Below are 24953 nucleotides of genomic sequence, written 5' to 3' on the forward strand. Positions count from 1 at the left end.
TTTTATTATACCAACATTTGGGTATTAGTCAATACCTTTTACTTCCATTTTGTGTATTATTGCGTTTTTTGTGAAAGGAGCACAAAATATGTATGAGGTTTTTGAGAAATTACTACAAAAATTTGGTGTTACTACTTATCAAGTCTCAAAAGCTACAGGAATCAGCCAATCCACATTTAGTAATTGGAAGCAAAGAAGAAATTTGATAAGCGGAGACAAAGCCAAAATAATAGCTGATTATTTCGGAGTTACTGTTGATTACTTAATGAAAGGAGAGGATACAGAAACAAAATATTATTTAAATGAAGAAACCGCCAAAGTAGCTCAGGAAATCTTCGAAAATAAAGAACTCCGTGTTTTATTTGATGCCGCTCGTGATGCTAATCCGGAAGATTTACGCACTACTTATGATATGCTTATGGCTCTAAAAAGAAAGGAGCAGAATACCGATGACGATACAGGATGTTAATGTCGTCCTTATGGATTTCCCCAACACAAAAGAAAAAGAATTGGTAACTCCAAATGACGATGGAAGTTACACAATCTTTATAAATTCCCGTTTTAACTACGAAACGCAATTAAAAGCCTACATACATGCTATACAACATATCGAAGCTGGAGATTTTGAAAAAGAAAATGTTCAAGAAATAGAGATGATTGCGCATACACCAGAAATCTCGCCTAAAGCTAAGGTTATTCCAGCAAATAAGTTTGAAGATCGAATCAAACGGCTTCGAAGACAAAGAAGACGGGATCAACGAAAAATGAAAGAACGGCAAAAGGCTATTGAATTTATACAGAAATATGAATCTGCTGACTATTTTTTCAGAGTTGCTGAAAATCATAAGCTATACGGCGATGATTTGTAGAGGAGCACTTGAATTTTTCCACAGCGCAGTTCTCACGCCTATTCGAATATAATAAGAAGCTGATAGAATTACGGCTGAAAGATTTTAATTAATGTGGTGTTTCTTTGGAAAAAGGAGAATATATGGGTTTTTTTAGCTCTATATTCAGCGGAAACAAGCGCCAAGTTTTTACTCCCGATTTTAGCAAATCAGAATATGATAATTGGTTGGATTATTTAGACAAGGGCGGCACTTCCGATGAATGGGAAAAATTAATAAAAGCTAATGATTGGAAATTTCAAACAGGGAGAAATCGAGAAGGAAATACAAAAGGTAAGTGGAATGACAGTGCCTGGTCCGATAGGCGACATAAAGCAATTACAGATAAATACTTTTCACAAATGCATAGCATTGAAGAAGAATGGTCTATCACCTATAACCTTAACGATTTTTCGGGAAAATGTGCGCAAAAACTAGAAAGAGAATGTATTGAAAATATAAAATTATATAAAGAAATGGCAAAAATCGAACAACTGTATAATGAGACTCCTCCTCCAAATGCACCGGCATTTAAACGCCTTGCCATGCTATATGAAAAACAAAATAATTTTGAAGAAGCCGTTTCTGTTTGTTGCGATGCATTAAGAGCGGGAGCTTGGGGAGATAACATGCGCTCACGTCTGGCTAGAATGATCAAAAAAACCGGTCGTGCCCCAACCGATGAAGAAATGAAGCTTATGAATAATGAATAAGGTATAACCGCTGTAGCGTTTATATAGTGGTGTTTCTCGGAAGCACAAAGGAAAAGAGGGAAAATTATGTTTATTGAGTTGCAATTAGATGATTTCCGCATTTCTAAAAATCAAAAAATAAAACTTGGAAAGGCTATAACCGCAATCGCAGGGCATAATGCAACAGGTAAGTCTACAATTCTTGGAATTTTAGGGAATTCAAGTGAACTAAAAAGTAAATACGGAACAACTATCACCGATAAGCAATTCAAAACCGAATTTTCTGAGTTATTTAAAGGATCAAAAATCCATGATAAAGCGAGTGGAAGCATAGGATTTATTGAGTATCATCATCCTGCATTTACTGATCCCATGAAAATTGGTCTACGTGTAACTTGGCAAAAATGAACTCGTGAATCTGAAAATAAAAATCGTTTTCGCATTTTAAATAATTGGGGGGATCCCGCTTCTTCATCCAGGGCTAAAACTGCCAAAAAGCTTCCCTTGCCTTCATTCTATCTTGGGTTAAGCAGATTATACCCATTAGGTGAAAACGAAGCAGAAGTTGTCGAGGAACGTAGATTTAAAAGTAAATTAACCCAAAGTGATTTGAGATGGCTGTTAACAAATTATAAAAATATATTGTCAATAGAAGATACTATCGAGAGCATATCTAACTATGAAATAAACAAAAAGCGTTCAGGAGGAGTAAACACTCCCGAATATGATTATTTAAGTAATTCATCTGGGCAAGATAATTTAATGCAAATTTTATATTTGTTGTTGTCTTTTATAAAACTGCATTCCGAATGGGATGAGTTAGCCCGCCTTTGGGGCTATAATCGTTTGATCGGATTAATGGGAATTATCAATGCCTATATACATGGATGTCAAACTTTATACGAAATGGCTGCTTACTTAGATGTGACGGAAGAATATCTGAGAGAGGCCATTTTTTGTTATAGAAACAAATATGGCGTTTATAAAAAAATTGACAATTATGTTGTCTACTTTGAACCATGTTTAAAAGTTTGTGAGATTTTAGATTAATTCGCCACAGGCGTTTTAAAATTTAATTTTATAAGAAGGAGAATGAAACTATGAGAAAGAAACTTGTTGCTTTATTATTTGTGGGAGCCTTGGCATTATCTATAGTTGCATGCAGCGGTGAATCTGGCAGTTCTTCTAATGATGCCTCTAAAACAGAAACGACCGAAGAATCGCAGCCTGAGGTCACATATCAAACAATTCTAGATGACTATACAAAACAAATTCAGGATGCCACACCAGGACTCATCGAAGAGTACAATTCTGAATCAGCAGATATTACCAACGATCTCAATGCTCTGGCCGAATTATCCAATAGCAAAGTAGAAAAACTTGCAGAAATCTGTAATACTGGCGTAGAAGAAATGGCAGAACTTATGACAAAAAACGGAGATGAATACGAAACTTACGAAGAGTGGGCCGGAAAATTGCAGGATGTTTATATGGAATATTCTAAGCAAATTACAGATGCTTATACTAATTCAACATCTGGTATGAGTACTGAAGATTTAATGAATTCATTAGAATCTCTACAATAAACACATCTTCCCTGCCTTCGGGCAGGGAGATACTTTGACAATATAATATACTTACCCGGGCAGCCGATAGGGTGTAAATACCGCCGTTTCTGAGCCTTGCAGAAAGGAGGCGGTTTCTATGAGTACATATGAAGAATTCATGATTATTTTGGCAGCTTGTAATTTACTTGTAATGATTCTTAATTATACCCATAGAAAATAGCACCCCCGCTCTGGTAAAGTAAAGGTGCTATTTTCAGTACATTATTTCGCCGGAAACGGATAGGTGTGAACTATCGTATCGGCTTCCTTGTTAAGTATATTATATGTCAATGCAAATTATTTGTCAAACGTAAAAACCGCCCCTGTGTTAACGCACCGGATCGGTCACATACCCGAATACTTTCCATTAATGAATATCCAAAACTATACGGGAATGCTTTATAACCAATTAACTGCGAAATCGATTATATAAATTCTATAGTGCAAAGGAAAGAAAGGCGTTGCTATATGAAGAATGACAAATTCTTTTTAACTTATAATCAGCAAATGAGAAAACTTAGAAATGATAAAAATATTATCTGTAATGGTTCGTTAGATAAGAAAATTTTAGTGCGTGCTGGTTATTTCAATATTGTAAATGGATATAAAAATCCGTTCATTAGCGGTTGTGATGCCGGCGGAAATCACATATATATTTCCGGCACATCATTAAGTCAGCTACAATCTGTAAAAAAGTTTGATGAACAGTTACGTTCTTTCCTTTTGCGCTATATTACTCAAGTAGAGGAAGAAACTAGAACACTATCAGGTTATAAGTTTGACGAATGTAATGATAATGGAAATATTCCTTGGTATGATACAACTGCTTATAATCCAAGAAAATCTTTACAAGATAAAATGAACGTTATTTCAAAAGCTTATAGTGAGTTGAGCAAAAGCAAACTTGATTATGTAAAGTTTTATATGGAAAATCATAAGCAGATTCCTACTTGGATTATGTTTAAAGTTGTAAATTTTTCCACCTTTATAGATTTAATAAATGTTAGCAAAATGGATGTTTCGCATTCGTTGTGTCATCTTTATGGATTAACAGATAAAAAAGGACTATCTAACGTAAAACTGTTAATCGGGAGTCTTCATTGGATGCGGACAATAAGAAACTCCTGCGCCCATAATGAACGTATTTACTGTTTAACTAGAAAACCAGATAAATCTCGAAATTCGGGCAGAGTTCTCGAAAGTTATTTTCGTATGCTTGGTAATAATTATACTAGGGATCTGGAACAAAAAGTATTTGATTTAATAGTATATTTCAAATATTACCTTCCTCAAAGAGAATACAAAGCGTTCATTTCTGAGCTGAAAACTATGTTAAATGATTTACAATCTAAAATCCATCCACATGCTTTTAAGACAATACGCGGACAAATTGGTATCAAACATCTAAATGATTTAGATAGGTTGCTTTCCTTTCCGAAAAACGAGATAGAATATAATAAATTTGATAAGTAGTATTTAGATGCATCAACACATAACAAAATAGTAAATATCATAGTCAAAAAAAACATTAAAACACTTAAAATAATATATTTTAATATATTGTAATATATTTTTGTTTATAGTAGTATACTTGTGTAGAGAGAACCATATTGATTATGGTTGAAAGGCACTCATGCAAGTATTTGTATGGGTGCTTTTTACTTTTACCAGAAATTAAAACCGCCCCTGCGCCAACAGGAGTTGCCACAAAAGGAAGAAGGTGTATATAATGAAAATAAATGCAAACGGAACTGAAATATCTGTAATATTAAATCAGGGTAATACGCGCGATTACATTTCCCTTACCGATATTGCCAAACGGAAAAACACAGATGACCCAAGAATTGTAATATCTAACTGGATGAGTTCTTATTCAACAATAGATTTCCTGGCAACTTGGGAAAGTTTATATAATCCTAATTTTAACCGTATGGAATTCCAGACGGTTAGAAGTGAACCTGGGCGCCTAATTATGACACCGAAACAATGGATAGAGCGTATGTCCGCTATTGGTATTACATCACATGCCGGCCGATACGGTGGTACTTATGCTCATTCAGATATAGCGTTTGAATTTGCTTCGTGGATATCCCCGGAATTTAAACTATACATAATAAAGGATTACCAACGACTTAAGCTAGAAGAGTCCAAACGTCTTGAAATCGGATGGGATACGAAAAGGGAACTATCAAAAATCAATTATCGCATCCACACAGATGCAATAAAAGAATTTCTCATTACTCCAGAACTTACAAAGCAAGAGAAAAGTTATAAATATGCCACAGAAGCAGACATATTGAATATGGCTTTGTTTGGAAAAACAGCAAAGCAATGGAGAGAAGAAACTGGAAATAAAAAATTAAATATGCGTGATTTTGCCAGCGTAGAACAACTCATTGTCTTGGTAAATCTTGAGAGCTTAAACGCTGACTTAATTCGTCAGGGGCTTCCAACTGAAGAAAGAGTACAGAAATTAAGAAGTGTGGCTTATTATCAGTTGAAATCATTGGAAAACAGCAATGCTGCCAACCGATTGAAAGAAAACATAAAGAAACAAATTGAGCAAAAATAAAAACCGCCCCAGTGCGCCAACACCAGAGCGGCCACATATCCGAAGATATGCAAGTACTTTGATCGGTAATATTGTATCATCTTCGGACAGCCCCCGCAAGCGGAACACTCGTTCGCGCTGGCTGTTATTTTTATACCCAAAAGGAGGATGATATAGAATGGGTGAACTACGAACACGAAAGAGAGGAAAGACCTGGGAATACAGCTTCGAAGGAGCCAAAATTGACGGAAAAAGAAAACCAATATCCAAGGGCGGATTCCGCACCAAAGCAGACGCCCTAAATGCGGGCATAAAAGCAAAGGCAGAATACGACAGCGGCGGACGCGTCTTCACTCCCTCTGCAATCAGCCTGTCGGATTACCTGGACTACTGGTACAAAAGATATGCCAGCAAATTAACATACAAGACACAGGATACCTACAAAAATCATATCCGTCTGCATATCAAGCCCTACCTGGGCAGTTACCGGATTTCCAGCCTGGAACCGGATGTTATCCAGGAATGGGTGGATGAGGTCCTTCACTCACAAAAAAAGCTTGCAAGACAGTCCATTGCAAACATTCTGGGAGTACTGTCAGGAGCTTTAAACTATGCCGTACAGCCTTTAAGGTACATACGCAGCAATCCTTGTATCTATGTAAAAATACCGGATATTAAGGTGGACAAGAAAGCCAAAGACCATACGGACTTTGTTCTCTCAAAAGAAGACTGGAAGCAAATTAAAGAATATTTCTCTTCTGCTCCTGAGAGTCATTCGTATCTCTTCTTTCCTCTGATTGTCGGATACCATACCGGGGAGAGAATCGGAGAGATCTTCGGCACAGATCTGCTTGCTGACTACAATCCTGTTCGGCATACTTTGTCTGTCTCGCATCAGCTCCAAAAACAGAAGGGAATTCTGCTGTACACAAATCCAAAGTATGATTCCTTCCGGATAAACAAAATTGATTCCTTACTCGAGGCTGAAATCCAAAAAGAACTAAAAAGAAGGGAATGTGATCGGCTGCGCTACAGGGAATACTATAAAAATACCTACCTGCTGCCGGACAACACAATCGTCCAGCTGCCCGCGGACTCTCAGGTGCCTGACAGTTACCAGGAGATCTGGCCGCTCGGTGTAAAACAAGACGGTACCATCCTGACCACTGAACATGCGAAGCATATGTCCAGAATCGTCAAAGACAAGGTCGGCATAGAATTATTCCATCCACACTGCCTGCGTCACACACACGGCACCATTCTGGCCCAGAGCGGCGCTTCGCCAAAGACCATCATGGAACGCCTCGGACATAAGAATATCAAAGTCACAATGGAGCGGTACGTGTTCAATACAGAAGAGATGCAGAACCAGGCAGTCTCCCTGTTTGAAAACGCCATAAAATAGAGTTTGCCTACCATGAAAATTTTGGTAGGCAAATGGTAGGCAAAACTCTATTTTTCTTATTCAAAAATCCCGCAAACCCTTGATTTTACAGGCTTAGTACTCCAAGGTCTCCATATACTTCATATAACGTACTACCATCAAAGCAATTTTAAACGTTATCGCATCCTCGAACACTCTCAGATCCAGTCCCGTACTCTTCTGTAATTTATCTAAACGATACACAAGAGTGTTCCTGTGAATATACAACTGCCTTGATGTCTCAGACACATTCAGACTATTCTCAAAAAATTTATCAATCGTCACCAATGTCTCCTCGTCAAAGTCATCCGGCGACTTGTTCTCAAAGATTTCCTTAATAAACATTTTGCAAAGGGGAATTGGCAACTGATAGATCAGTCTTCCTATTCCAAGAGAACTGTACGCGATGACCTCCCTCTCCCCGAAAAAGATCTTTCCTACATCCAGTGCCATCCTTGCCTCTTTGTAAGAACGTGAGACCTCCTTCAACTCTTTTACAATTGTTCCATAGGCAATATGTGTTCCGGGCTGCTTATTTAGACCAAGAGTCGTCAGAATGGTTTCGGAGAGTCTATCCATCTCCGCATACCCCTCATTTTCCGCCAACTCTTTAACTATGATAATGCTCTTCTCGTCCACAGCAGTGATAAAATCTTTACTTTTTCCTCCAAACAGGCACTTTACACTTTCTATAGAATTGTGATCTTTTTCCTGCATCGTCTCTAGGATTAAAACGACTCTGGGCACATCCGCCTCAATGTGAAGTTTTTTAGCTCGATTATAGATATCCACCAGCAACAGGTTATCTAGCAGAAGGTTTTTGATAAAGCTGTCTTTGTCAAAGCGCTCTTTATAAGCCACTATCAGATTTTGTATCTGAAAAGCAGCCAGCTTTCCCACCATATATGTATCCTCGTCTTCTCCATGAACCACTAAAATATACTCCAGCTGATGGTCATCGCAAACTTTGAAATACTGATACCCTTTTACCAGTTGGCTGTCTGCCTGTGAATTCGCAAATGCCTGCACATCCACCTGATTAATCACATAATCTGTAAAAGTGGAAGCGAGCACTTTTCCCTCTGTGTCAATTACGCAAAATTCTGTCCTAGAGATCTCTTTAAGTCCCTCTAACGTATTCTGAAGTACCTGATTCGATATCATAAGCTCAATCCCTTCTCGTAAAAGTGTATGTTCCCCTATTTCTCTTCTATTTATTATTTTCACATACCTAGTCTTATTTTATAACAAAATAGACAAAAATAAAAGAGTAAATCGTAAAAAATTCATATATTTTTGTTAGATTTATCCAAAGTATTGCCCATTCTTATTTTAGAACAAAAAATATTTTATTTGTATTATAAGAAATCTTTTTTAATATTTTTTGTATATTTTTACTGTTTTATAATATATTCTGATTTTTTGTATTTTTTAATTGATTTTTTACAATTTTTATGATAATGTATGAATATATTAGAACATCGTTCTATCATTCAGAACAAACATTGATTAAGCAAACGTAAAGGGGGATGAAATTATGTCAATGAAACAAAGCAAACTGAAACTTCCAATCACTCTGTTATCTTTAGGCGCATGTTGGTCAATCGTCTATCTGATACCATTTATTCAATATATTTGGTACGATCCTTTTCAAGAATTCATCGGAGCCACCAACACTCAGCTTGGTCTTTTAATTACGGTTTACGGCTTCGGAAATGTTTTCGGAGCTCCCATTGGCGGTTGGTTGGCTGACCGTTTTAATTACAAGTACATTTATGTTGCTTCTGTATTTCTAAACGGTGTTTTTTCACTTTTATTTGTCTTAAATCCGACCTACACCTTCGCTTTCCTAATGTGGATTGGATTCGCAGTAGCAAGTTTATTCTTAAACTACCCTACTCATATTAAAATCGTACGGGACTTGACCACAGACGAAAACCAAGGAAAAATCTTTGGTATGAATGAAACCTGTATCGGTATCTTTAATATTATTTTTAATGCCGTGATGATGCTCTTGTACGTAAAATTTATGGAAGGAATTGCCGGGATGAAAGCTGCAATTATCGGCATCGCTATTCTCTCTTTCGTTTTGACAGTCCTGATTGCCTTCGTGCTGGATAACCCCAAAGAAAAGCTTGCGAAAAAAGCTGCTGAGGCGACAGAAAAAACCAGCTTCTTAAAAGACGCCAAGGTGATTGTGAAATCTCCCGCGACCTGGCTGGTAGCCTTAAATGTATTCGCAGTATATTCCTTCTTGAATACACTAACTTATTTTACTCCATATTTCACCGATGTTTTAGGAGTTACCGTTGTCTTCACCGGATGGGTAGCCATCGCCAGACAACACGGCATGACTTTGGTAGGCGCACCTGTAGGCGGTTTTCTCTCTGACCTTGTCAAATCACCGTCAAAAGTTCTATTAGGTGTCTATGCCGTCGGCGTCTTAGGACTGATCTATCTGATTCAGGCTGGTGAAGGCGTAGGCGCAGCATTCCTAATTGCTCTGACTTTGATTATGTCCGCTGCCGTATATATTGGACGCGGCTCCTACTACGCAACGGTCACGGAGGCAGGTGTCTCCCGTGAATACACCGCTTCTACTATCGGCTTGGTAGCAGCAGTTGGTTTCTCCCCCGACCTTTTCCAGTTCACCATGTATGGACACTGGCTAGATAATTATGGAAATGTTGCTTATACCTACATTTTCATATTCCAAACTATCGTGTTGATCGTTGGAGCCTTATCTGCTGCTGGCATCTTGTTCCTAAAAAAGAAACATACAGTTAATTCGTTTAATTCCTCTGAAGGAGTAGCCTAATCAACCTCCTTCGTAAACACAGAAAAAGGACCATTGCGCGTGGTCCTTTTTCTGCGTGCAGCTAAGATGCCAAAACTCTTCCTTTTGTATCTCAGGAATCAGCTTCCAGTTGTTTTGTGAGATACCTCCCGACAATTTTGGAAAAGTTCGTGATCTCCCGGATATAGGCAAAATCCTTGCCAAAAATTTTCTTCTCCGTCGCCAAATCCTTTTCCTCACCCGCGAACACTCCTAGAACACTCACTCCCATATTTCTCAGTTTTCTCACCTCAAATCCTGTATCTCTGACCGCATACTTTCCTTGATAGGGCTGCGGATTTCTGGCATTCGGACGGTTTACAATGACATCGTAAGGCTTTCCGTCACTGAGAATTATCATGATCTTTTTCTCCTCATCTCTCTGAAGCAGCTCATACCCCGCGGCTTTGATCGCCAAACCATCTCTGTTGTTGGATGAAGTGTTATATTCAAACAAATTCGCATTGGCCTTTCTGTCATCGTCATAGTCTCGGAACCGATGCAAAATCGTGTAGTCCCAGAAGGTACAAAAGCTCATAACTCTATGGGGAATCTGGGCATTGCTCAAAGCTTCGCTGATAATGTAGCCTTGGAGGGCCACATCCCCTTGTCTGCTTCTTTGTGAACCGCTGGCATCCATCAGCACATCCACCACAAACTCCGAGGAATCCGCTTTCAACTCCCTTCGAAACACCTTCGCGTCGGTAGAACGTCCCACTCTCCATAGGCGGGAGGGAATGATCTCCCCTCTGTCTGACAGAACTTGAACCGACTCGCTGCGAAGTACTAGAGATTTTCGAAGCATCTCGGTCAACAAAGAAATATTTCTCTTTACAATCCGATGTTTGTCATGGTAGGTCCACAGATTCTTATCTTTCTGCTTCTTTGCATACTCCAACTGGTAATTTCTCTTCACCGGGTTCTTTAAAATTCCTTGCGTAAAATACAGACTGCAGTCACTGTGAATATCCCGGCACAAATGGTAATTCAGACGTTTTTCCTCCAATGGGTTTAGATAAGTCCTCCCATAATTCAGCTCTACATAAGTATAAGACCGTTCCAAAACCGCAGGATCCAGCACTGTAATCTTATTTTTGACTCTGCGCTTCTCCTCCATCTCCTGGGTAACCTGATTCTCTTCTAGATTTGTCATATTCTCTGTGATTTTCTGAACATAACTCTCTAAAGCTTCCTCATACATCTCTTCTGAGAGAAAATCCTCCCAACTGTATTCCGTCAGCTCTTCTAGCGTCACAGCCATAACTGTCTGAAGCGTACCGTGCTGGCGCTCAAACCAGGGATCGACAATCTGATTATACAGCCGGTCAATGATAACAATTAGCTCCATGGTATCCTTAGCATCTCCCGCCTCATAGACCTGCTCCATCCACTCACGAATCTGTCGCTCCACGAAATAGCTTCCCTGAACCTTTTCCTTCAGCAGCGCAAACTTCAGCCTTCCCAGCGGACTCTTAGCCAAGACTTCGAATTCCTGGTCAATCATATCCTGAAATGCTTGTAGGCGGATTCTCACAATTCCAGGCCTCTCCCTGACAATCTTTTCCCCGATCGCCTCCTCTATACAAAGCTGCGCAATCGCCGTCAGAGGAGTTTCCAGACCCTGTAAGAAAATTTTCTTGACCAGATACATTCCCAGTAGATCTTTGTCGTAATATTTGGCAAAAGCTCCCTGTTTAATTCCGTCATAAAGGGCAAGAGACTTCGAACGCAAGAAAGTCTCTACATTCGGTTTCATCTCCAGCGTATAATCTCCGCTGACTGTCCAAAGCAGATTGCGGATTCGATTTTCCATTTCCAGCTGATAATCGTCTAAAATGGTTTCCTGCATCTTCCACTTTCTCCTCGCTAGTCCTGATAGACCTGTTCTCTAGTCCACTCCTCCGGGATTCGTGTCATCACCACATCCTCCACGATCTCTTTTTCAAAGACGTCAAAAGTCTTGTTGACAATCCCCATCTTCACAGCTTTTAAAGGTTCTAGTCCCGCATCCACAATGCGCATGGCAGCCAAAAGTCCCCGCAAATCCAGAGCTTTTGTAGAAATTTCACTGTTCAAAGCCTTCAGCTGAAGATCCAAAAACAGACCGATAAACTGTTGAACAGCCTCCTGCCGCGCACTCGGGAACATCTGGTCAAAGATAAACTGCAAAGTTTCTTCATTCTGAGGCGGCATGTCAATCACCAGAAATCTAGAGACCAACGCCTCATTCAGCTCTTTTGTACCCGCATATCCATAATTCATCGTACCGATAAACCTGGCCGCTGGATGCAGATCAATCTTGTCGTATCCCGGTACGTCGATGCTGCGACGGTAATCCAAAGTCGCATGGAGCACAGAAACTGCATCATTTTTCGCCATATTAATCTCATCTAAGATTCCAAAACCGCCATACTGAGCACACTGATAGATACTTCCTTTTCTGAGCTGTACCTCATTGTTGACAAAAGTATCTGTACCGATCAAATCCCCGCTATTGGTATTTACGTGAAAGGATACGTTGTAGGTAGGGCGGTTAAAAATATAGGCCAGATTCTCAGCAAGTATATTTTTTCCCGTCGCTTTTGGCCCAGTCAGCAATAAGTTTTCTCCTTCCAGCAAAGCAGCAATCGCCATTTCCAGGATATCTTTTCCATAAAAAGGAATACTCGGTTCCACGATCCGGCGTGCCACTTCCTCATCCACCGGATAAGTTTTCCGAAACTTTCTCACCGCTTCGATCAACCCTGAACTCACATTTTGATCTTCCAAAAATTTTAACTGATTCATCTTCTATCTCCTGTATCTTCCTTTTTGTTCCATCTGTCAAATTCACATATTCTATACAATTATAATCTACTTTCTTTTAAAATACAAGTGATTTGCTTGGATAAGGGGAGATTTCCTTCCCTTATCCGCTACGATACCATAGCCACCTACTACATTGCCGTTTGCTATCCGTTGCCCGCAAAATGTCTACTTTTACGAATTCGAGCTTATTAATGGCAAGGTGATCTGCTACCATATCACGAAGCGGTAACATATCTTGTTGCGATCGCACATCCTTCTTAAAGGATTTTTCCTATAGAATAAAAAGGCTGCCGTCCATCTGGACAACAGCCTTATTACATCATCAAATCCGTCTATACTTCAAAAATTAAATCTCCATAGGATGGCATCGGCCACATCTTTTTGTCTACCAAAATCTCCAGCTCATCCACTGGACGGCGCAACCGATTCATCGCCGGGAAAACCGTCTTCTGGTAGTAGACAGCACGGTCTCTTCCATCCTCCATCTCAGCCGCAATATCCGTAACCTCCGTTAGATCATTCAGCGCCTCTTTGGCCTCCCTCAGATAGTCCGTGCACTTTTTGAGAATCTCTGTCTGCACGCTCACATCCATTCCCTCAATGGAACCCACGGAGTGAATCGAATCCGCAAGCACTGTCGTATAGCGAATGACTGCCGGAATGATCTGTTTCGTAGCCATGTTAATCATAGTCCTTGCTTCAATATTTACGGCTTTCGCATAGGACTCATACTGAATCTCTGCTCTGGATTCCAATTCTGCCCGGTTGAACACCTTGAAATTCTCAAACAATTTCACAGCTTTCGGAGTCGTCAGCGCTGGAATTGTGTCCACCATCGTAGGCAGATTCGGCAGTCCACGACGTTTTGCCTCTTCTTCCCACTCCTTGGAATAACCATTTCCGTTAAAGACAATTCTCTGATGCTCCGCAGCAAATTCTTTTATAATGTCATGAATTTCCAGATCTCTGTCCTCAGCTTTTTCCAGCCGCTCATTTACCTCCTGGAATACCTCTGCTGTAATCGTGTTCAATACAATATTACATGCAGCCACAGAGTCTCTGGAACCTACCATACGGAACTCAAATTTATTCCCGGTAAACGCAAACGGTGAGGTACGGTTACGGTCGGTAGCGTCCTTGACCAAATCTGGAAGTGTCCGCACACCGGTTTCCAATTTTCCTCCCTTTTTGCTTCTCGTCGCTGTTCCAGTTGTAATCAACTGCTCCAACACGTCTTGTAACTGCTCTCCCAGGAAAACAGAGATAATCGCAGGAGGAGCTTCATTGCCGCCCAGACGCTGATCATTCCCCACATCAGCCGCTGACTCTCTTAACAAATCGGCGTGAATATCCACTGCTTTCAAAATACAAGTCAAGATCAAAAGAAACTGAATATTCTCATGAGGTGTTTTTCCCGGCTCCAGCAGATTGATTCCATCATCCGTGGTCAATGACCAGTTGTTATGCTTCCCGGAACCATTGATACCCTGAAATGGCTTTTCGTGAAGCAAACATTTCATCCCATGACGGCTGGCTACTTTCTTGAGAACTCTCATAATGATCTGATTATGGTCCACCGCAATATTCACTGGAGCGTAAATCGGCGCCAGCTCGTGCTGCGCAGGAGCTGCCTCATTGTGCTGAGTCTTAGCGGTGACTCCCAGTTTCCACAGCTCCTCATTTACCTCTTTCATATATCCGGCTATTCTCTGGCGCACCACTCCAAAATAATGGTCGTCCATTTCCTGACCTTTCGGCGGCATAGCCCCAAACAAGGTTCGACCTGTATAGATCAGATCTTTTCTTTGTAGATATTTCGCCTTATCCACAAGAAAATATTCCTGCTCCGCCCCTACAGACGGCGTCACTTTCTTAGAAGTAGTATTTCCCAGCAATCGTAGCAAACGCAAAGCTTCTTTATTAATAGCCTCCATGGAACGCAAAAGAGGCGTCTTCTGATCTAAAGCTTCCCCGGTATACGAACAAAAAGCCGTCGGAATACACAAGATCGCCCCTGCGGCGTCATGCCTCACAAAAGCGGGAGAAGTACAGTCCCAGGCTGTATAGCCCCGCGCCTCAAAGGTGGCTCTCAGCCCGCCGGACGGAAAAGAAGAGGCATCCGGCTCTCCTTTTATCAACTCCTTGCCTGAGAAGCTCATCAACACCTTGCCATTTTCTTTCGGTGCAGTGATAAAAGAATCATGTTTCTCAGCGGTCAATCCTGTCAAAGGCTGAAACCAGTGCGTGTAATGAGTCGCGCCTTTCTCGATGGCCCACTCCTTCATCTCATGTGCAACCACATCCGCGATTTCCAAAGACAGCTCTTTTCCCTCTTCAATGGTCTTTTTCAGCTCTTTGTAGACCTTCTTGGGCAAGCGTTCCTCCATCACAGAGTCGTTGAAAACATCCTGTCCGAAAATTTCTGCTACTTTCACATATTCACTCATGCTCTCTTCCTTTCTTCCTGACTGATCTTTTGTATGTTAACGCCATAGACGTTTAACGCAGAACGGGTTTTTTACTGTTGCTCAGATAAATATTCAGCGCCTGGTGGCAGTTTTGAATCAAAATCTTTGAGGGTTTCCCCCCGTACTCTCCATCCAACGTCCAGGGAACCGGCGTATCAGCCTCGATCTGCAGACAGGCTGCTTTAAACGAGTAAATCATTTCCGTGTTATCCTCCTGGGTTAAAATCGCAGTGACAATCTCCTGCAACTCCAGCGGATTTCTCGGCTTTTTGATCAAGGTCACTTCAAACAGACCATCATTCATATCCACATTTTTCCCCGTGAGGTGTTTAAATCCTCCCACCGATCTGGAGTTAGTCACCATACCGAATATGAAATCTTCCTCGTATACATTCTCATCTGCCTCCACTCTCATGTGACAGGACTTAATATCAAATATCCGTTTCATCCCCTCTAGCACATAAGCCACATGGCCCAACACATTTTTTAAATCCTGATCTGTCTGGTAAGCCACATCTGTAAAGAGGCCAAACGCTGCGATATACGCAAAGATAGACTCATTAAACTTTCCAATATCACAGTGGTACAGATGGCCCTCCATAATAATCTCTGCCGCTTTAATCATATTCTTAGGAATAAAAAGACTGTTGGCAAAATCATTAGTGCTTCCTGCCGGAATGTAACCGATCGGAAGGCGATCGTTTTCCTGGTTTACTCCTGACACTACCTCATCTAGCGTCCCGTCGCCTCCGCTGCACACAATCATATCTACCTGATTGGCATATTTTCTCGCCTGCTCATAGGCGTCACGGGCTCTCTGCGTAGGATAGATGATAATCTCCCAGCCGTGTTTCGCAAAAATGTCCACAATATCAACTAGCTTTGACTTAATTTGACCCTTTCCCGCCCGCGGATTAAAGATAAAAAGCATTTTTTTCTCCATACGGCATCCCTTCTGTTCCTATCATTATCGACAACACATTTTGGATACATTTTACTACGTCAAAGTGAAACACGCAAGAAAAAACTGGAGAACCATCAAATTGACGATTCTCCAGTAATGTTTCATTCACCTTTTGTCAGTATTATCTAACTTAAGTCCCATCTAAGGTACTCATTTTACACTAACTCCAATACAACCTCCATAGCTGCATCACCTTTACGAGGTCCGATTTTGATGATTCTGGTATATCCACCGTTACGGTTTACATACTTTGGAGCGATCTCATCAAACATCTTTGCAACCATATCAACTTCCTTGGTATTTTTCTTCTTTCCAGCTGCCTTTACAGGTACTTCCTTTACCGGATAGAATACTTTCAGCATCTGTCTTCTCGCATGAAGTCTGGAAGGAGAATCTTTCTTAATCTCTTTCTTTACTTCATCGTAAACAGTCTTCTTCTTTCCGTCTACAACTTCTTTTACTCTTTTGCCATTCTCATCCTTGCGTGGAACTTTTGCACTTACTGTGACAGTCTCAAAGTTATCCTTCTCACGAACCGCCATTGCAATCAGTCCCTCAGCAATCTTGCGAACTTCTTTTGCTTTGGTTTCGGTAGTAACAATCTTGCCATGATACAGCAGACTTGTCACCTGGCTTCTCAACAATGCTTTTCTCTGAGCAGAGGTTCTACCCAATTTTCTATACTTTGCCATTTTCATCCTCCATCTGTGGAACGGTATACCATGCATCTTCCGGGCTTACTGATACACCGTCAGCACCCACTTTATTTTATCTTCGACTGCTCTCATCCGGTATCAGCCGGACGAAACATTTTTAGCCAAACCTGATGCTTCAGCCTTATTTACTCCTCTGTAGGCTGCAACTGCAGGCCCAGCTCCTTCAATTTCGCTAATACTTCCTCTAAAGATTTACGTCCTAAGTTGCGGACCTTCATCATATCATCAGAAGTACGATTGCACAATTCTTCCACTGTGTTAATTCCGGCTCTCTTCAGACAATTGTAAGAACGTACGGATAATTCCAGTTCATCAATGCTCATCTCCAGAACCTTTTCCTTCTCATTGTCCTCTTTTTCGATCATAACCTCAGCGGTCTTCGCATTCTCAGAAAGATCAATGAACAGGCTTAAGTGTTCACTCAGTACTTTAGCCGCTAGACTGACTGCCTCATCCGGGTCCAACGTTCCATTTGTATACACATCTAAAGTCAGCTTATCAAAATCTGTAATCTGTCCAACACGTGTATTCTCCACCACCAGGTTCACTCTGTCTACCGGAGTGTAGATTGCATCTACAGCGATCACACCGATCGGCATATCATCCGACTTTCCCTTGTCAGCGCTCACATAACCTCTGCCCTTGGTAATGGTCAATTCCATCGCCAACCGGCAGTCTTTTCCGCCGTTCAGCGTAGCAATTACCTGTTCCGGATTCATGATCTCAATGTCCTGATCAGCCTGGATATCCGCAGCTGTGACAACTCCTTTTCCCTCACACTCAATGTATGCGGTTTTAGGTTCACTGTCATTGCTCTTGTTTTTGATTGCAAGGCTCTTCAGATTCATGATGATCTCACTGACATCTTCTTTCACACCTGGAATAGAGCTGAACTCATGAAGCACACCGTCAATTTTCACCTGACTTACTGCAGCTCCCGGAAGAGAAGAAAGCATGATTCTTCTCAGGGAGTTACCCAAAGTTGTTCCATAGCCTCTTTCCAAAGGTTCAACTACAAATCTTCCGTACTTTTTGTCTTCAGAGATTTCAGTAATTTCAATTTTGGGTTTGTTAAAATCAAACACTTATAAGGTCCCTCCTTCTGGGCTTGTATCGTTTTGAGGGTACTAAAAAAATCTGGATTATTTAGAGTACAACTCGACGATCAACATCTCGTTAACCGGAACATCAATAATATCTCTAGTCGGAAGCTCTTTAACTGTTCCTCTCAACGCTTCCTGATCTACATCCAGCCACTCTGGAACCAGTCTACCGCCGGTTACTTCCAGAATTCCTTTGTATCTCTCGGAACCTTTGCATTTCTCTTTAATTTCAATTACATCTCCTGCTTTCACCAGGTAAGACGGAATATTTACAACCTTGCCATTTACAGTGATATGCTTGTGGTCAACGATCTGTCTTGCCTCTCTTCTCGTTCTGGCAAATCCCATACGGAAAACGATGTTGTCCAGTCTGCTCTCCAACATAACCATCAGATTCTCACCGGTCTGGCCCTGCATCTTATCGGCTTTTTTATAGTAATTGCGGAAAGGTTTCTCCAAAACTCCGTAGATGAATTTTGCTTTCTGTTTCTCTCTCAACTGCAGACCGTATTCAGACATCTTGCGGTTTGCACGTTTTAACTGTCTGGTTGATTTCTTATCAATTCCTAAATAAATTGGATCCAAGTCCAAAGATCTGCATCTTTTCAGAACTGGCACTCTATTTACTGCCATACTAAGCTACCTCCTATTACACTCTTCTACGTTTTGGCGGGCGACAACCATTGTGTGGTACCGGTGTTACGTCGCGGATACTGGTCACTTCCAATCCACATGCCTGAAGCGCACGAATTGCAGCCTCTCTTCCGGAACCCGGGCCCTTTACCATTACGTCAACAGTTTTCAGACCATGTATCAAAGCAGCTTTTGTAGCTGTCTCTGCAGCCATCTGCGCTGCATATGGGGTAGATTTCCTTGAACCTTTAAATCCCAGACCACCTGCACTTGCCCAAGAAAGAGCATTTCCTTCAGTATCTGTCAGAGTAACAATGGTGTTATTGAAAGAAGACTGAATGTGTGCCTGTCCGCGTTCAACGTTTTTCTTGACACGACGTTTTGTCGTTTTCTTAGTCACTTTTGCCATTTTAAAACTAACCTACGCTTTCTTCTATTAAATATTTACATGGAAACTTTGCGCCAAAAGCTTCCCACTGACAGCTTTAAGCGCACACTTTTGCATTCAACAACTCATGCTTAAGCGTTATTTCTTTTTATTTGCAACAGTTCTCTTAGGACCTTTTCTGGTTCTTGCGTTCGTCTTAGTCTTCTGACCACGAACCGGCAGTCCTTTTCTATGACGGATACCTCTGTAGCATCCAATCTCCTGAAGTCTCTTGATATTCAGAGCGATCTCTCTTCTCAGATCACCTTCCACCATCATAGTCTCATCAATCACTTCACGGATTCTGTTTACTTCTTCGTCTGTCAAATCTCTAACACGAGTGTCAGGATTTACTTTCGCATCAGCCAGGATGCGAGTTGCACTTGGTCTTCCAATACCATAAATATAGGTCAGACCGATTTCTACACGTTTGTCTCTTGGTAAGTCTACACCAGCTATACGAGCCATGTAATGTTTCCTCCATTTTTCTACGGAAAGTCAGTGTCGTACGTCACGTATGTAGCCATACGGTGAAATGGGACGTATCTTTCACTGCTCTCAGTTAATATTGTTCCTAATTGGGGTGTCTCGGTAATACACCCAGTTGCGTGCAATTGCAACACAACCTTTCCGATTGACCGGCTTAACGCCCGTCGTGTCCTGAAAAGGACCTCCGAAATAGCCTCTCGGTATTAGGCAATACTTCGCCCGAGACAGGATAGAAATCGTGACGTTTCTGCCTCGGAAATAAAGCTGCGAGATTGTGACCTCTCACAATATTATTTAAACAGTACAACACCTCCGGGTGTTTCTACTGCAGCCGCCTAATTTTTCACAAACAATCCAAGAGTGGAATTAACCCTGACGCTGTTTGTGTTTCGGATTCTCACAGATTACTCTGATGCTTCCTTTTCTTTTGATAATCTTGCATTTTTCGCAAATCGGTTTCACAGATGATCTTACTTTCACCGGAAATCCTCCTTTCCAAATTTGCTGATTTTGGGCAGAGTAACTCTGTCCTGTCACAAAAGTACGCTTTATAGTATAACACCCCAAAATCTAAAATGCAAGCAAAAAAACTGTATTTTTTATTTAAAATCTGTTTTCTCCGTGAAATCAGCTGCGGAGCCTTCCACCTGCATCACCAAATTTTCCTCTTCCTCTGACTGTAGAGTCTGGTAATAGTGAAGTATATGATTGCGAAATGCAATTTGCAGCCCCTTAAGCTTACACTCTTTTTTGTATGCCAAGACAGTACACAATTTCTGTCTCGGAATAATCACACAGGCTTTCGCATTTTTTCCCGATATCTTCTCAGCGATAGATTGTGTTGCCAGAAGGATGCCCGTTCCAGACGCCATCATCTCTAACATCAACTCTGCCTCGTTGGTATTAAAAAACGCTACATTAAAATTTAAGCCATTACTCTCATACAAATTCTTCATATAATCATACAGATGTGAGTTTCTCTCCCCTGTCAACAGAGGAAGTTTCCCTAAATCCTGGATATCGATATATTCTTTTACTGCATATTCATTTTTACTGCTCATGACCGCGCACAAATTCTCTTCCTGCAGAATATCATAACTAATATAACCAGGAATCGTCTCAGGAATCGCCTTGATAATCGCAAAATCCAAAACTTTATTTTTCAGCTTTTCAAAAGCTTTATAATTCTCCACAACTTTCATACTCCCAAGTACGTTGGGATTTGTAGAAAAGAAAAACGTAAGAGCTCTGGCCAAACCAGCGATACGGTAAAATGGAAATACGCCGATATTCAATATCATCTTCTGATCGGATCTTCCCTGGCCAAATGCTTCTGTGAGATTATCTACCGCTTCCAAAACTTTCTTTCCATACTCACAGAAACGTTCCCCTTCTTTCGTCAGAATCACTTTATGAGTATCTCTTTGAAACAATTTTATCTGAAGCTCATTTTCCAGCGAACTGACCTGTTGAGAAATCGCCGGCTGCGTAATAAACAACGCCTTCGCCGCACCTGAAAAACTCTTTTGCTTCGCAATCTCCAACACATAGTATATTTGCCGTATTTCCATCGCCCTTCCCCCTAATTCTAAATAAAGAACCTTATTTTTTCTTATTATAACTATAATTTCCAAGTACTACAATCATCACTCCGATATTCCGCTACTTTTTTATTATTTCTTACTGTTCACTCACCTGTGCTTCATGAGCAGTAACACACCTCTCGGGATATTGGAGGCTTGAACTATAACTATTATTTCAAAATATATTTTGTTTTCTTTATTTTCTGATATAAATAGGGTTATCACTCTTTCTTATCAGTTAATTATATTTTTCAATTTCCGTTTTCATAATTCTAATTCTATAATACTGTTATATCTTATAAAAGAAAGGTGATGACGCATGATTCATTTTTTTTCAGAAGCCCAGGCACTCCAAGAAGAAATGTCACAGATACGAAGACACATCCACGAAAACGCGGAAGTCGGATTTGAACTTGACAAGACGATAGCATTTGTGACTGATAAACTCCGCTCCTATGGATATATCCCTAAGCTGATTGGCGGCGGTGTAATTTGTAACTGCGGGAACGGTAAAAAAACCTTGATGATTCGGTCTGACATGGACGCCCTCCCTCAAGACGAAAAGACGGGACTAAGTTTTGCCTGTAAAAACGGAGCCTGTCACTCTTGCGGGCATGACGCTCACATCGCCATGCTGCTGGCCACAGCCAAAATCTTAAAAAAATATGAGGCAGAACTAAAAGGGACTGTTAAATTTCTCTTCCAGCCCGCTGAAGAATTACTTTGCGGCGCAAAAAGCATGATTGCCGCTGGGGCTTTAGAGTCCCCCACAGTGGATGCAGCCATGGCTTTTCACATCAATTTTGGTCCCATAGAGGAAGGGGAATTTCAGGTTGGTACTCTCGCTTACAGTGAAGAAAAAATGATGCCGTCCGCTGACGCTTTTCAGATCACAGTACACGGTAAAAGTGCTCATGGAAGTACGCCCCATGTGGGGATATCTGCTTTAAGCGCCGCTGCCAACATCGTAGTGGCATTGCAGCAGTTCTTCACGCTACAGGTTTCCATGAAAGAACCTTCTGTCATGTCTATCTGTAAGTTTGAGTCAGGTACAGCCTCCAACATTATCCCAGACAAAGCAGTCATGCTAGGAAGTATACGCACTTATACCCGTGAAAACAGAGCTTTTCTCAAAAAGCAGTTAGAAGAAATCTCCGTGAAAACAGCAGATTTATGGGGAGCAACTGCCGAAGTGACATATATTGCAGGAGTCGGTCCGACTATCAACGATAAAGTACTGACACAAGAGATGGGGAAATACTGCCGGGAAATCCTGGATAATGTACGTATTGTACCTCCTCAGACCTTTTCTGAAGACTTTTCGTATTATGGAGAGTACATACCCACATTTTTTGCCACACTCTATGCCGGCGGACCTGACTTAGGCTATCATTACTCGCTGCACGATCCACGTGCCACATTCGATGAGACAGCACTGCCTTACGGCACCGCCGCCCTTTGTAACTGTGCGGTGAGATGGCTGGAAAATCACAGCTGACGTTCTTTTTAAGGGGGAAATTATATGAACGGATTATATGCATTGACTATTATCTTATTGATCTACGCCATCGGTGACCTTGTCGCGACAAAGACAAAAGCTATCATCTCCATGCTCTTTGTGGCCGCTGTTATCTTCGCTGTCTGTTTTTGGAATGGACTTCCATCTACGCTGTTCGAGGATTCCACCTTAGTTGCTTTTTCTAGTGTAACAATTGGCATGATGTTAGTCCACATGGGAACCACAATTAAGTTGAGTGATTTAATTCAAGAATATAAAACCGTAATCATCGTCTTGTGTTCCACCCTTGCAATTTGTGGAGGAGTCTACTATATCGGACGAATATTCGTAGAAGAATATTATGCACTGGTGAGTGCTCCTGTCTTAGGCGGTGCTGTCGTGGCCTGTCTGGTGATGACGGAGGCCATGAACAGTGTAGGGGCCACTGATGCAGCTGCCTTTGGCTCCTTAATTTTGATAGTGCAAGGTATTGTCGGTTTTCCGATTGCATCCGTCTGTTGCAAAAAAGAAGCTCTCCGGCTAAAAAAAGAGATCGCTGCCGGTAAATTAAAACTGCAACACAAACAACAAAAGGATGTACAAAAACCAAAGTGGAGAATCTTTCCTCCTATCCCTGAAAAATACAATGGCGATAATCTTCTCCTGGCAAAGTTAGCAGTCATAGCTTGTCTCGCCCAGTGGCTCTCCAATCTGACTGACGGAACTGTCAACAACCTGGTAATCTGCCTGTTGCTAGGCGTATTCTTCCGAGAAATCGGCTTTCTTGACGAAGCTCCTCTGACGAAGGCCAATGGATTCACCTTCGTCATTGGTGCAGCCCTGGTAAATGTGTTTACTAGCCTTGCTACCTCCACGCCTCAGATGATTTTATCTATGATTAAACCATTAATCATCGTAATTGTTATCGGTGTAATTTCCTTCGCAATTGTGGCTATCCTGGTAGGAAAAATTTTCAGACAGAGCTGGTATATCTGCATTGCCATGGCCTCTACTGCCCTCTTTGGTTTTCCAGGAACATTCATTGTCTCCAACGAAGTAGCCAATGCTTCCGCTGACAATGAAGAAGAAAAAGAGATTATTCTGCAAAATATCATGCCAAAAATGATTATCTCTGGGATGGTATCCGTTTCTATCGTATCCGTCGTAGTAGCCGGACTCATGGCCGGGATGGTATAAAAAGCGTTTGTTCCATAAAAATACACCGGGAAACCTGCCATAGCAAGCTCCCCGGTGTATCTCTTTTCACTATTTATCACGCCAAATAATTCTGCCTTTTGACAGATCATACGGAGAAAGTTCAATTGTCACCTTATCCCCCGGCAGGATACGAATGAAATTCATGCGAAGTTTCCCGCTGATATGCGCTAACACCACATGCTTGTTCTCAAGTTCCACCCTGAACATCGCATTGGGCAGTTTCTCCAGTACGGTACCTTCTACTTCAATTACGTCTGCTTTTGACATGTTTTACCTCCTATGTCTATCTATTTATTTACTCAGAGTTAAGAGCTCCGGCTCTCCGTCCGTGATCAAAATGGTATTTTCGTAATGCGCTGACAAAGTTCCGTCCTGGGTGACAACTGTCCAGTCGTCGTCCATAAACTCCACATCTGCCCGACCAATATTGATCATAGGTTCAATGGCCAGCGTCATTCCTGGCATGAGGCGAAGACCGCGTCTGTGCTGTCTGAAATTGGGAATCTGCGGGTCTTCATGGAGATGTGTTCCAATCCCATGTCCAACCAAATCCCGTACAACCCCGTATCCGAAGCTCTCTGCATAGTCTCCGATGGCTGCTGAAATATCGTAGAGATGATTTCCTGCTTTTGCCTGTTTGATGCCTTCAAAAAAACTCTGCTTTGTGACATCCATAAGCTGTCGTGCTTCCGGTGAGACTTCCCCCACTGCATAAGTACGCGCGGCGTCTGAGTGATAACCTTTGTATATCAGACCTGCATCAATTTTTACCAGGTCTCCCTCCTGAATCACTTTACTGTGGGATGGAATCCCATGTACAACTTCATCATTCAGAGAAATGCAAAACGATGCAGGAAAACCGTTATAGTTCAGAAAATTCGGAGTACAGCCCAATGACCGAATCATCTCTTCTCCTATTTTATCCAATTCCCAGGTGGTAATCCCTGGTTTGATGTGTTCCGCCAGCCTTTCATGTACCTCTTCCAGATACTTTCCGGCAACTTTCATTAGCTCTATTTCTCTTGAAGTTTTAATAGATACCGACATATT

General features: G+C 41.4%; 26 protein-coding genes. 12 read left to right on the forward strand and 14 right to left on the reverse strand.

Annotated features, from left to right (window positions below; translation table 11 throughout):
- The first annotated feature begins 88 nt into the window (after window positions 1–88).
- The 9 genes from BLHYD_RS12790 (at window position 89) to BLHYD_RS12830 (ending at window position 7142) form a co-directional block, all read left to right on the forward strand.
- A complete protein-coding gene (locus BLHYD_RS12790) occupies window positions 89–469 on the forward strand; it encodes a helix-turn-helix domain-containing protein (protein ID WP_040350754.1) in 381 nt (126 codons plus the stop codon).
- The gene (locus tag BLHYD_RS12795; protein ID WP_005950510.1) at window positions 450–869 is read left to right on the forward strand and encodes a hypothetical protein; all 420 of its coding nucleotides are present in this window, start codon (window positions 450–452) and stop codon (window positions 867–869) included. Before BLHYD_RS12790 ends, BLHYD_RS12795 begins: the two co-directional genes overlap by 20 nt.
- Window positions 870–973: 104 nt before the next feature.
- Window positions 974–1600, forward strand: a complete 627-nt coding sequence (locus BLHYD_RS12800) for a hypothetical protein (RefSeq protein WP_155799572.1) — start codon at window positions 974–976, stop codon at window positions 1598–1600.
- Window positions 1601–1666: 66 nt separating this feature from the next.
- Complete coding sequence (locus BLHYD_RS12805) at window positions 1667–1987, forward strand: AAA family ATPase (RefSeq protein ID WP_005950506.1); 321 nt, start codon at window positions 1667–1669, stop codon at window positions 1985–1987.
- A gap of 96 nt (window positions 1988–2083) precedes the next feature.
- Window positions 2084–2629, forward strand: coding sequence for a hypothetical protein (locus BLHYD_RS12810; RefSeq protein WP_005950502.1), 546 nt, complete (start codon window positions 2084–2086; stop codon window positions 2627–2629).
- Window positions 2630–2679: 50 nt separating this feature from the next.
- On the forward strand, window positions 2680–3165 hold the full coding sequence (locus BLHYD_RS12815) for a hypothetical protein (RefSeq protein WP_005950500.1): 486 nt from the start codon (window positions 2680–2682) through the stop codon (window positions 3163–3165).
- 489 nt (window positions 3166–3654) lie between these two features.
- On the forward strand, window positions 3655–4659 hold the full coding sequence (locus tag BLHYD_RS12820) for an Abi family protein (protein ID WP_005950498.1): 1005 nt from the start codon (window positions 3655–3657) through the stop codon (window positions 4657–4659).
- A 256-nt stretch (window positions 4660–4915) separates the two neighbouring features.
- Window positions 4916–5758 carry a KilA-N domain-containing protein gene (locus BLHYD_RS12825; protein ID WP_005950496.1) on the forward strand — a complete coding sequence of 281 codons (843 nt, stop codon included), beginning with the start codon at window positions 4916–4918 and terminating at the stop codon, window positions 5756–5758.
- Window positions 5759–5915: 157 nt separating this feature from the next.
- A complete protein-coding gene (locus BLHYD_RS12830; RefSeq protein ID WP_005950494.1) occupies window positions 5916–7142 on the forward strand; it encodes a tyrosine-type recombinase/integrase in 1227 nt (408 codons plus the stop codon).
- Window positions 7143–7235: 93 nt separating this feature from the next.
- Here the strand turns inward: BLHYD_RS12830 and BLHYD_RS12835 are convergent, their stop codons facing one another.
- Complete coding sequence (locus BLHYD_RS12835) at window positions 7236–8324, reverse strand: PucR family transcriptional regulator (RefSeq protein WP_260784529.1); 1089 nt, start codon at window positions 8322–8324, stop codon at window positions 7236–7238.
- 373 nt (window positions 8325–8697) lie between these two features.
- Here BLHYD_RS12835 and BLHYD_RS12840 point away from each other — a divergent pair, with 373 nt between their 5' ends.
- Window positions 8698–9978 (forward strand): MFS transporter, encoded by a 1281-nt coding sequence (locus BLHYD_RS12840; protein WP_021845476.1) that lies wholly within the window; start codon window positions 8698–8700, stop codon window positions 9976–9978.
- Window positions 9979–10069: 91 nt separating this feature from the next.
- Here the strand turns inward: BLHYD_RS12840 and BLHYD_RS12845 are convergent, their stop codons facing one another.
- The 11 genes from BLHYD_RS12845 to BLHYD_RS12895 all read right to left on the reverse strand — a co-directional run bounded on the left by BLHYD_RS12845 (window position 10070) and on the right by BLHYD_RS12895 (window position 21175).
- Window positions 10070–11845, reverse strand: coding sequence for a cobaltochelatase CobT-related protein (locus BLHYD_RS12845; RefSeq protein WP_005950487.1), 1776 nt, complete (start codon window positions 11843–11845; stop codon window positions 10070–10072).
- Window positions 11846–11862: 17 nt separating this feature from the next.
- Entirely contained in the window at window positions 11863–12783 is a 921-nt protein-coding gene (locus BLHYD_RS12850; protein WP_005950485.1) for an AAA family ATPase, read from the reverse strand.
- A gap of 353 nt (window positions 12784–13136) precedes the next feature.
- Complete coding sequence (locus BLHYD_RS12855) at window positions 13137–15251, reverse strand: glutamine synthetase III family protein (protein ID WP_005950483.1); 2115 nt, start codon at window positions 15249–15251, stop codon at window positions 13137–13139.
- 52 nt (window positions 15252–15303) lie between these two features.
- Window positions 15304–16215: a diacylglycerol/lipid kinase family protein gene (locus BLHYD_RS12860; protein ID WP_005950481.1), complete on the reverse strand. Its 912-nt coding sequence runs from the start codon at window positions 16213–16215 to the stop codon at window positions 15304–15306.
- Between the two features lie 176 nt (window positions 16216–16391).
- Complete coding sequence (locus BLHYD_RS12865; protein ID WP_021845475.1) at window positions 16392–16928, reverse strand: bL17 family ribosomal protein; 537 nt, start codon at window positions 16926–16928, stop codon at window positions 16392–16394.
- A 149-nt stretch (window positions 16929–17077) separates the two neighbouring features.
- On the reverse strand, window positions 17078–18037 hold the full coding sequence (locus BLHYD_RS12870) for a DNA-directed RNA polymerase subunit alpha (protein ID WP_005950477.1): 960 nt from the start codon (window positions 18035–18037) through the stop codon (window positions 17078–17080).
- 57 nt (window positions 18038–18094) lie between these two features.
- A complete protein-coding gene (gene rpsD / locus BLHYD_RS12875; protein ID WP_005950475.1) occupies window positions 18095–18688 on the reverse strand; it encodes a 30S ribosomal protein S4 in 594 nt (197 codons plus the stop codon).
- 16 nt (window positions 18689–18704) lie between these two features.
- A complete protein-coding gene (rpsK, locus tag BLHYD_RS12880; protein ID WP_005950473.1) occupies window positions 18705–19097 on the reverse strand; it encodes a 30S ribosomal protein S11 in 393 nt (130 codons plus the stop codon).
- A gap of 117 nt (window positions 19098–19214) precedes the next feature.
- Window positions 19215–19583 (reverse strand): 30S ribosomal protein S13, encoded by a 369-nt coding sequence (rpsM, locus tag BLHYD_RS12885; protein WP_005950471.1) that lies wholly within the window; start codon window positions 19581–19583, stop codon window positions 19215–19217.
- A 387-nt stretch (window positions 19584–19970) separates the two neighbouring features.
- A complete protein-coding gene (rpmJ, locus tag BLHYD_RS12890; RefSeq protein WP_003497809.1) occupies window positions 19971–20084 on the reverse strand; it encodes a 50S ribosomal protein L36 in 114 nt (37 codons plus the stop codon).
- A gap of 119 nt (window positions 20085–20203) precedes the next feature.
- Window positions 20204–21175 (reverse strand): LysR family transcriptional regulator, encoded by a 972-nt coding sequence (locus BLHYD_RS12895; protein ID WP_040350753.1) that lies wholly within the window; start codon window positions 21173–21175, stop codon window positions 20204–20206.
- A gap of 331 nt (window positions 21176–21506) precedes the next feature.
- Between BLHYD_RS12895 and BLHYD_RS12900 the strand changes: the two genes are divergently transcribed.
- Window positions 21507–22685: a M20 metallopeptidase family protein gene (locus BLHYD_RS12900; protein ID WP_005950467.1), complete on the forward strand. Its 1179-nt coding sequence runs from the start codon at window positions 21507–21509 to the stop codon at window positions 22683–22685.
- A gap of 24 nt (window positions 22686–22709) precedes the next feature.
- Complete coding sequence (locus tag BLHYD_RS12905; protein ID WP_005950465.1) at window positions 22710–23882, forward strand: hypothetical protein; 1173 nt, start codon at window positions 22710–22712, stop codon at window positions 23880–23882.
- A 69-nt stretch (window positions 23883–23951) separates the two neighbouring features.
- On the opposite strand, the gene infA is transcribed toward BLHYD_RS12905, so the two are convergent.
- Together infA and map are read right to left on the reverse strand one after the other, a co-directional pair.
- The gene (gene infA / locus BLHYD_RS12910; protein WP_005950464.1) at window positions 23952–24170 is read right to left on the reverse strand and encodes a translation initiation factor IF-1; all 219 of its coding nucleotides are present in this window, start codon (window positions 24168–24170) and stop codon (window positions 23952–23954) included.
- Between the two features lie 24 nt (window positions 24171–24194).
- Window positions 24195–24950 carry a type I methionyl aminopeptidase gene (gene map, locus BLHYD_RS12915; RefSeq protein WP_005950462.1) on the reverse strand — a complete coding sequence of 252 codons (756 nt, stop codon included), beginning with the start codon at window positions 24948–24950 and terminating at the stop codon, window positions 24195–24197.
- Window positions 24951–24953 lie beyond the last annotated feature (3 nt).

The organism is Blautia hydrogenotrophica DSM 10507, from assembly GCF_034356035.1.
Lineage (GTDB): Bacteria > Bacillota > Clostridia > Lachnospirales > Lachnospiraceae > Blautia_A > Blautia_A hydrogenotrophica.

Excerpts from the sequence above, each read along its gene's own strand:
- BLHYD_RS12790 (WP_040350754.1), top strand. The coding sequence starts at position 89 with ATGTATGAGGTTTTTGAGAAATTACTACAAAAATTTGGTGTTACTACT.
- BLHYD_RS12795 (WP_005950510.1), top strand. The coding sequence starts at position 450 with ATGACGATACAGGATGTTAATGTCGTCCTTATGGATTTCCCCAACACA.
- BLHYD_RS12805 (WP_005950506.1), top strand. The coding sequence starts at position 1,667 with ATGTTTATTGAGTTGCAATTAGATGATTTCCGCATTTCTAAAAATCAA.
- BLHYD_RS12815 (WP_005950500.1), top strand. The coding sequence starts at position 2,680 with ATGAGAAAGAAACTTGTTGCTTTATTATTTGTGGGAGCCTTGGCATTA.
- BLHYD_RS12820 (WP_005950498.1), top strand. The coding sequence starts at position 3,655 with ATGAAGAATGACAAATTCTTTTTAACTTATAATCAGCAAATGAGAAAA.
- BLHYD_RS12825 (WP_005950496.1), top strand. The coding sequence starts at position 4,916 with ATGAAAATAAATGCAAACGGAACTGAAATATCTGTAATATTAAATCAG.
- BLHYD_RS12830 (WP_005950494.1), top strand. The coding sequence starts at position 5,916 with ATGGGTGAACTACGAACACGAAAGAGAGGAAAGACCTGGGAATACAGC.
- BLHYD_RS12835 (WP_260784529.1), bottom strand. The coding sequence starts at position 8,324 with ATGATATCGAATCAGGTACTTCAGAATACGTTAGAGGGACTTAAAGAG.
- BLHYD_RS12840 (WP_021845476.1), top strand. The coding sequence starts at position 8,698 with ATGTCAATGAAACAAAGCAAACTGAAACTTCCAATCACTCTGTTATCT.
- BLHYD_RS12845 (WP_005950487.1), bottom strand. The coding sequence starts at position 11,845 with ATGCAGGAAACCATTTTAGACGATTATCAGCTGGAAATGGAAAATCGA.
- BLHYD_RS12850 (WP_005950485.1), bottom strand. The coding sequence starts at position 12,783 with ATGAATCAGTTAAAATTTTTGGAAGATCAAAATGTGAGTTCAGGGTTG.
- BLHYD_RS12855 (WP_005950483.1), bottom strand. The coding sequence starts at position 15,251 with ATGAGTGAATATGTGAAAGTAGCAGAAATTTTCGGACAGGATGTTTTC.
- BLHYD_RS12860 (WP_005950481.1), bottom strand. The coding sequence starts at position 16,215 with ATGGAGAAAAAAATGCTTTTTATCTTTAATCCGCGGGCGGGAAAGGGT.
- BLHYD_RS12865 (WP_021845475.1), bottom strand. The coding sequence starts at position 16,928 with ATGGCAAAGTATAGAAAATTGGGTAGAACCTCTGCTCAGAGAAAAGCA.
- rpsD (WP_005950475.1), bottom strand. The coding sequence starts at position 18,688 with ATGGCAGTAAATAGAGTGCCAGTTCTGAAAAGATGCAGATCTTTGGAC.
- rpsK (WP_005950473.1), bottom strand. The coding sequence starts at position 19,097 with ATGGCAAAAGTGACTAAGAAAACGACAAAACGTCGTGTCAAGAAAAAC.
- rpsM (WP_005950471.1), bottom strand. The coding sequence starts at position 19,583 with ATGGCTCGTATAGCTGGTGTAGACTTACCAAGAGACAAACGTGTAGAA.
- BLHYD_RS12895 (WP_040350753.1), bottom strand. The coding sequence starts at position 21,175 with ATGGAAATACGGCAAATATACTATGTGTTGGAGATTGCGAAGCAAAAG.
- BLHYD_RS12900 (WP_005950467.1), top strand. The coding sequence starts at position 21,507 with ATGATTCATTTTTTTTCAGAAGCCCAGGCACTCCAAGAAGAAATGTCA.
- BLHYD_RS12905 (WP_005950465.1), top strand. The coding sequence starts at position 22,710 with ATGAACGGATTATATGCATTGACTATTATCTTATTGATCTACGCCATC.
- infA (WP_005950464.1), bottom strand. The coding sequence starts at position 24,170 with ATGTCAAAAGCAGACGTAATTGAAGTAGAAGGTACCGTACTGGAGAAA.
- map (WP_005950462.1), bottom strand. The coding sequence starts at position 24,950 with ATGTCGGTATCTATTAAAACTTCAAGAGAAATAGAGCTAATGAAAGTT.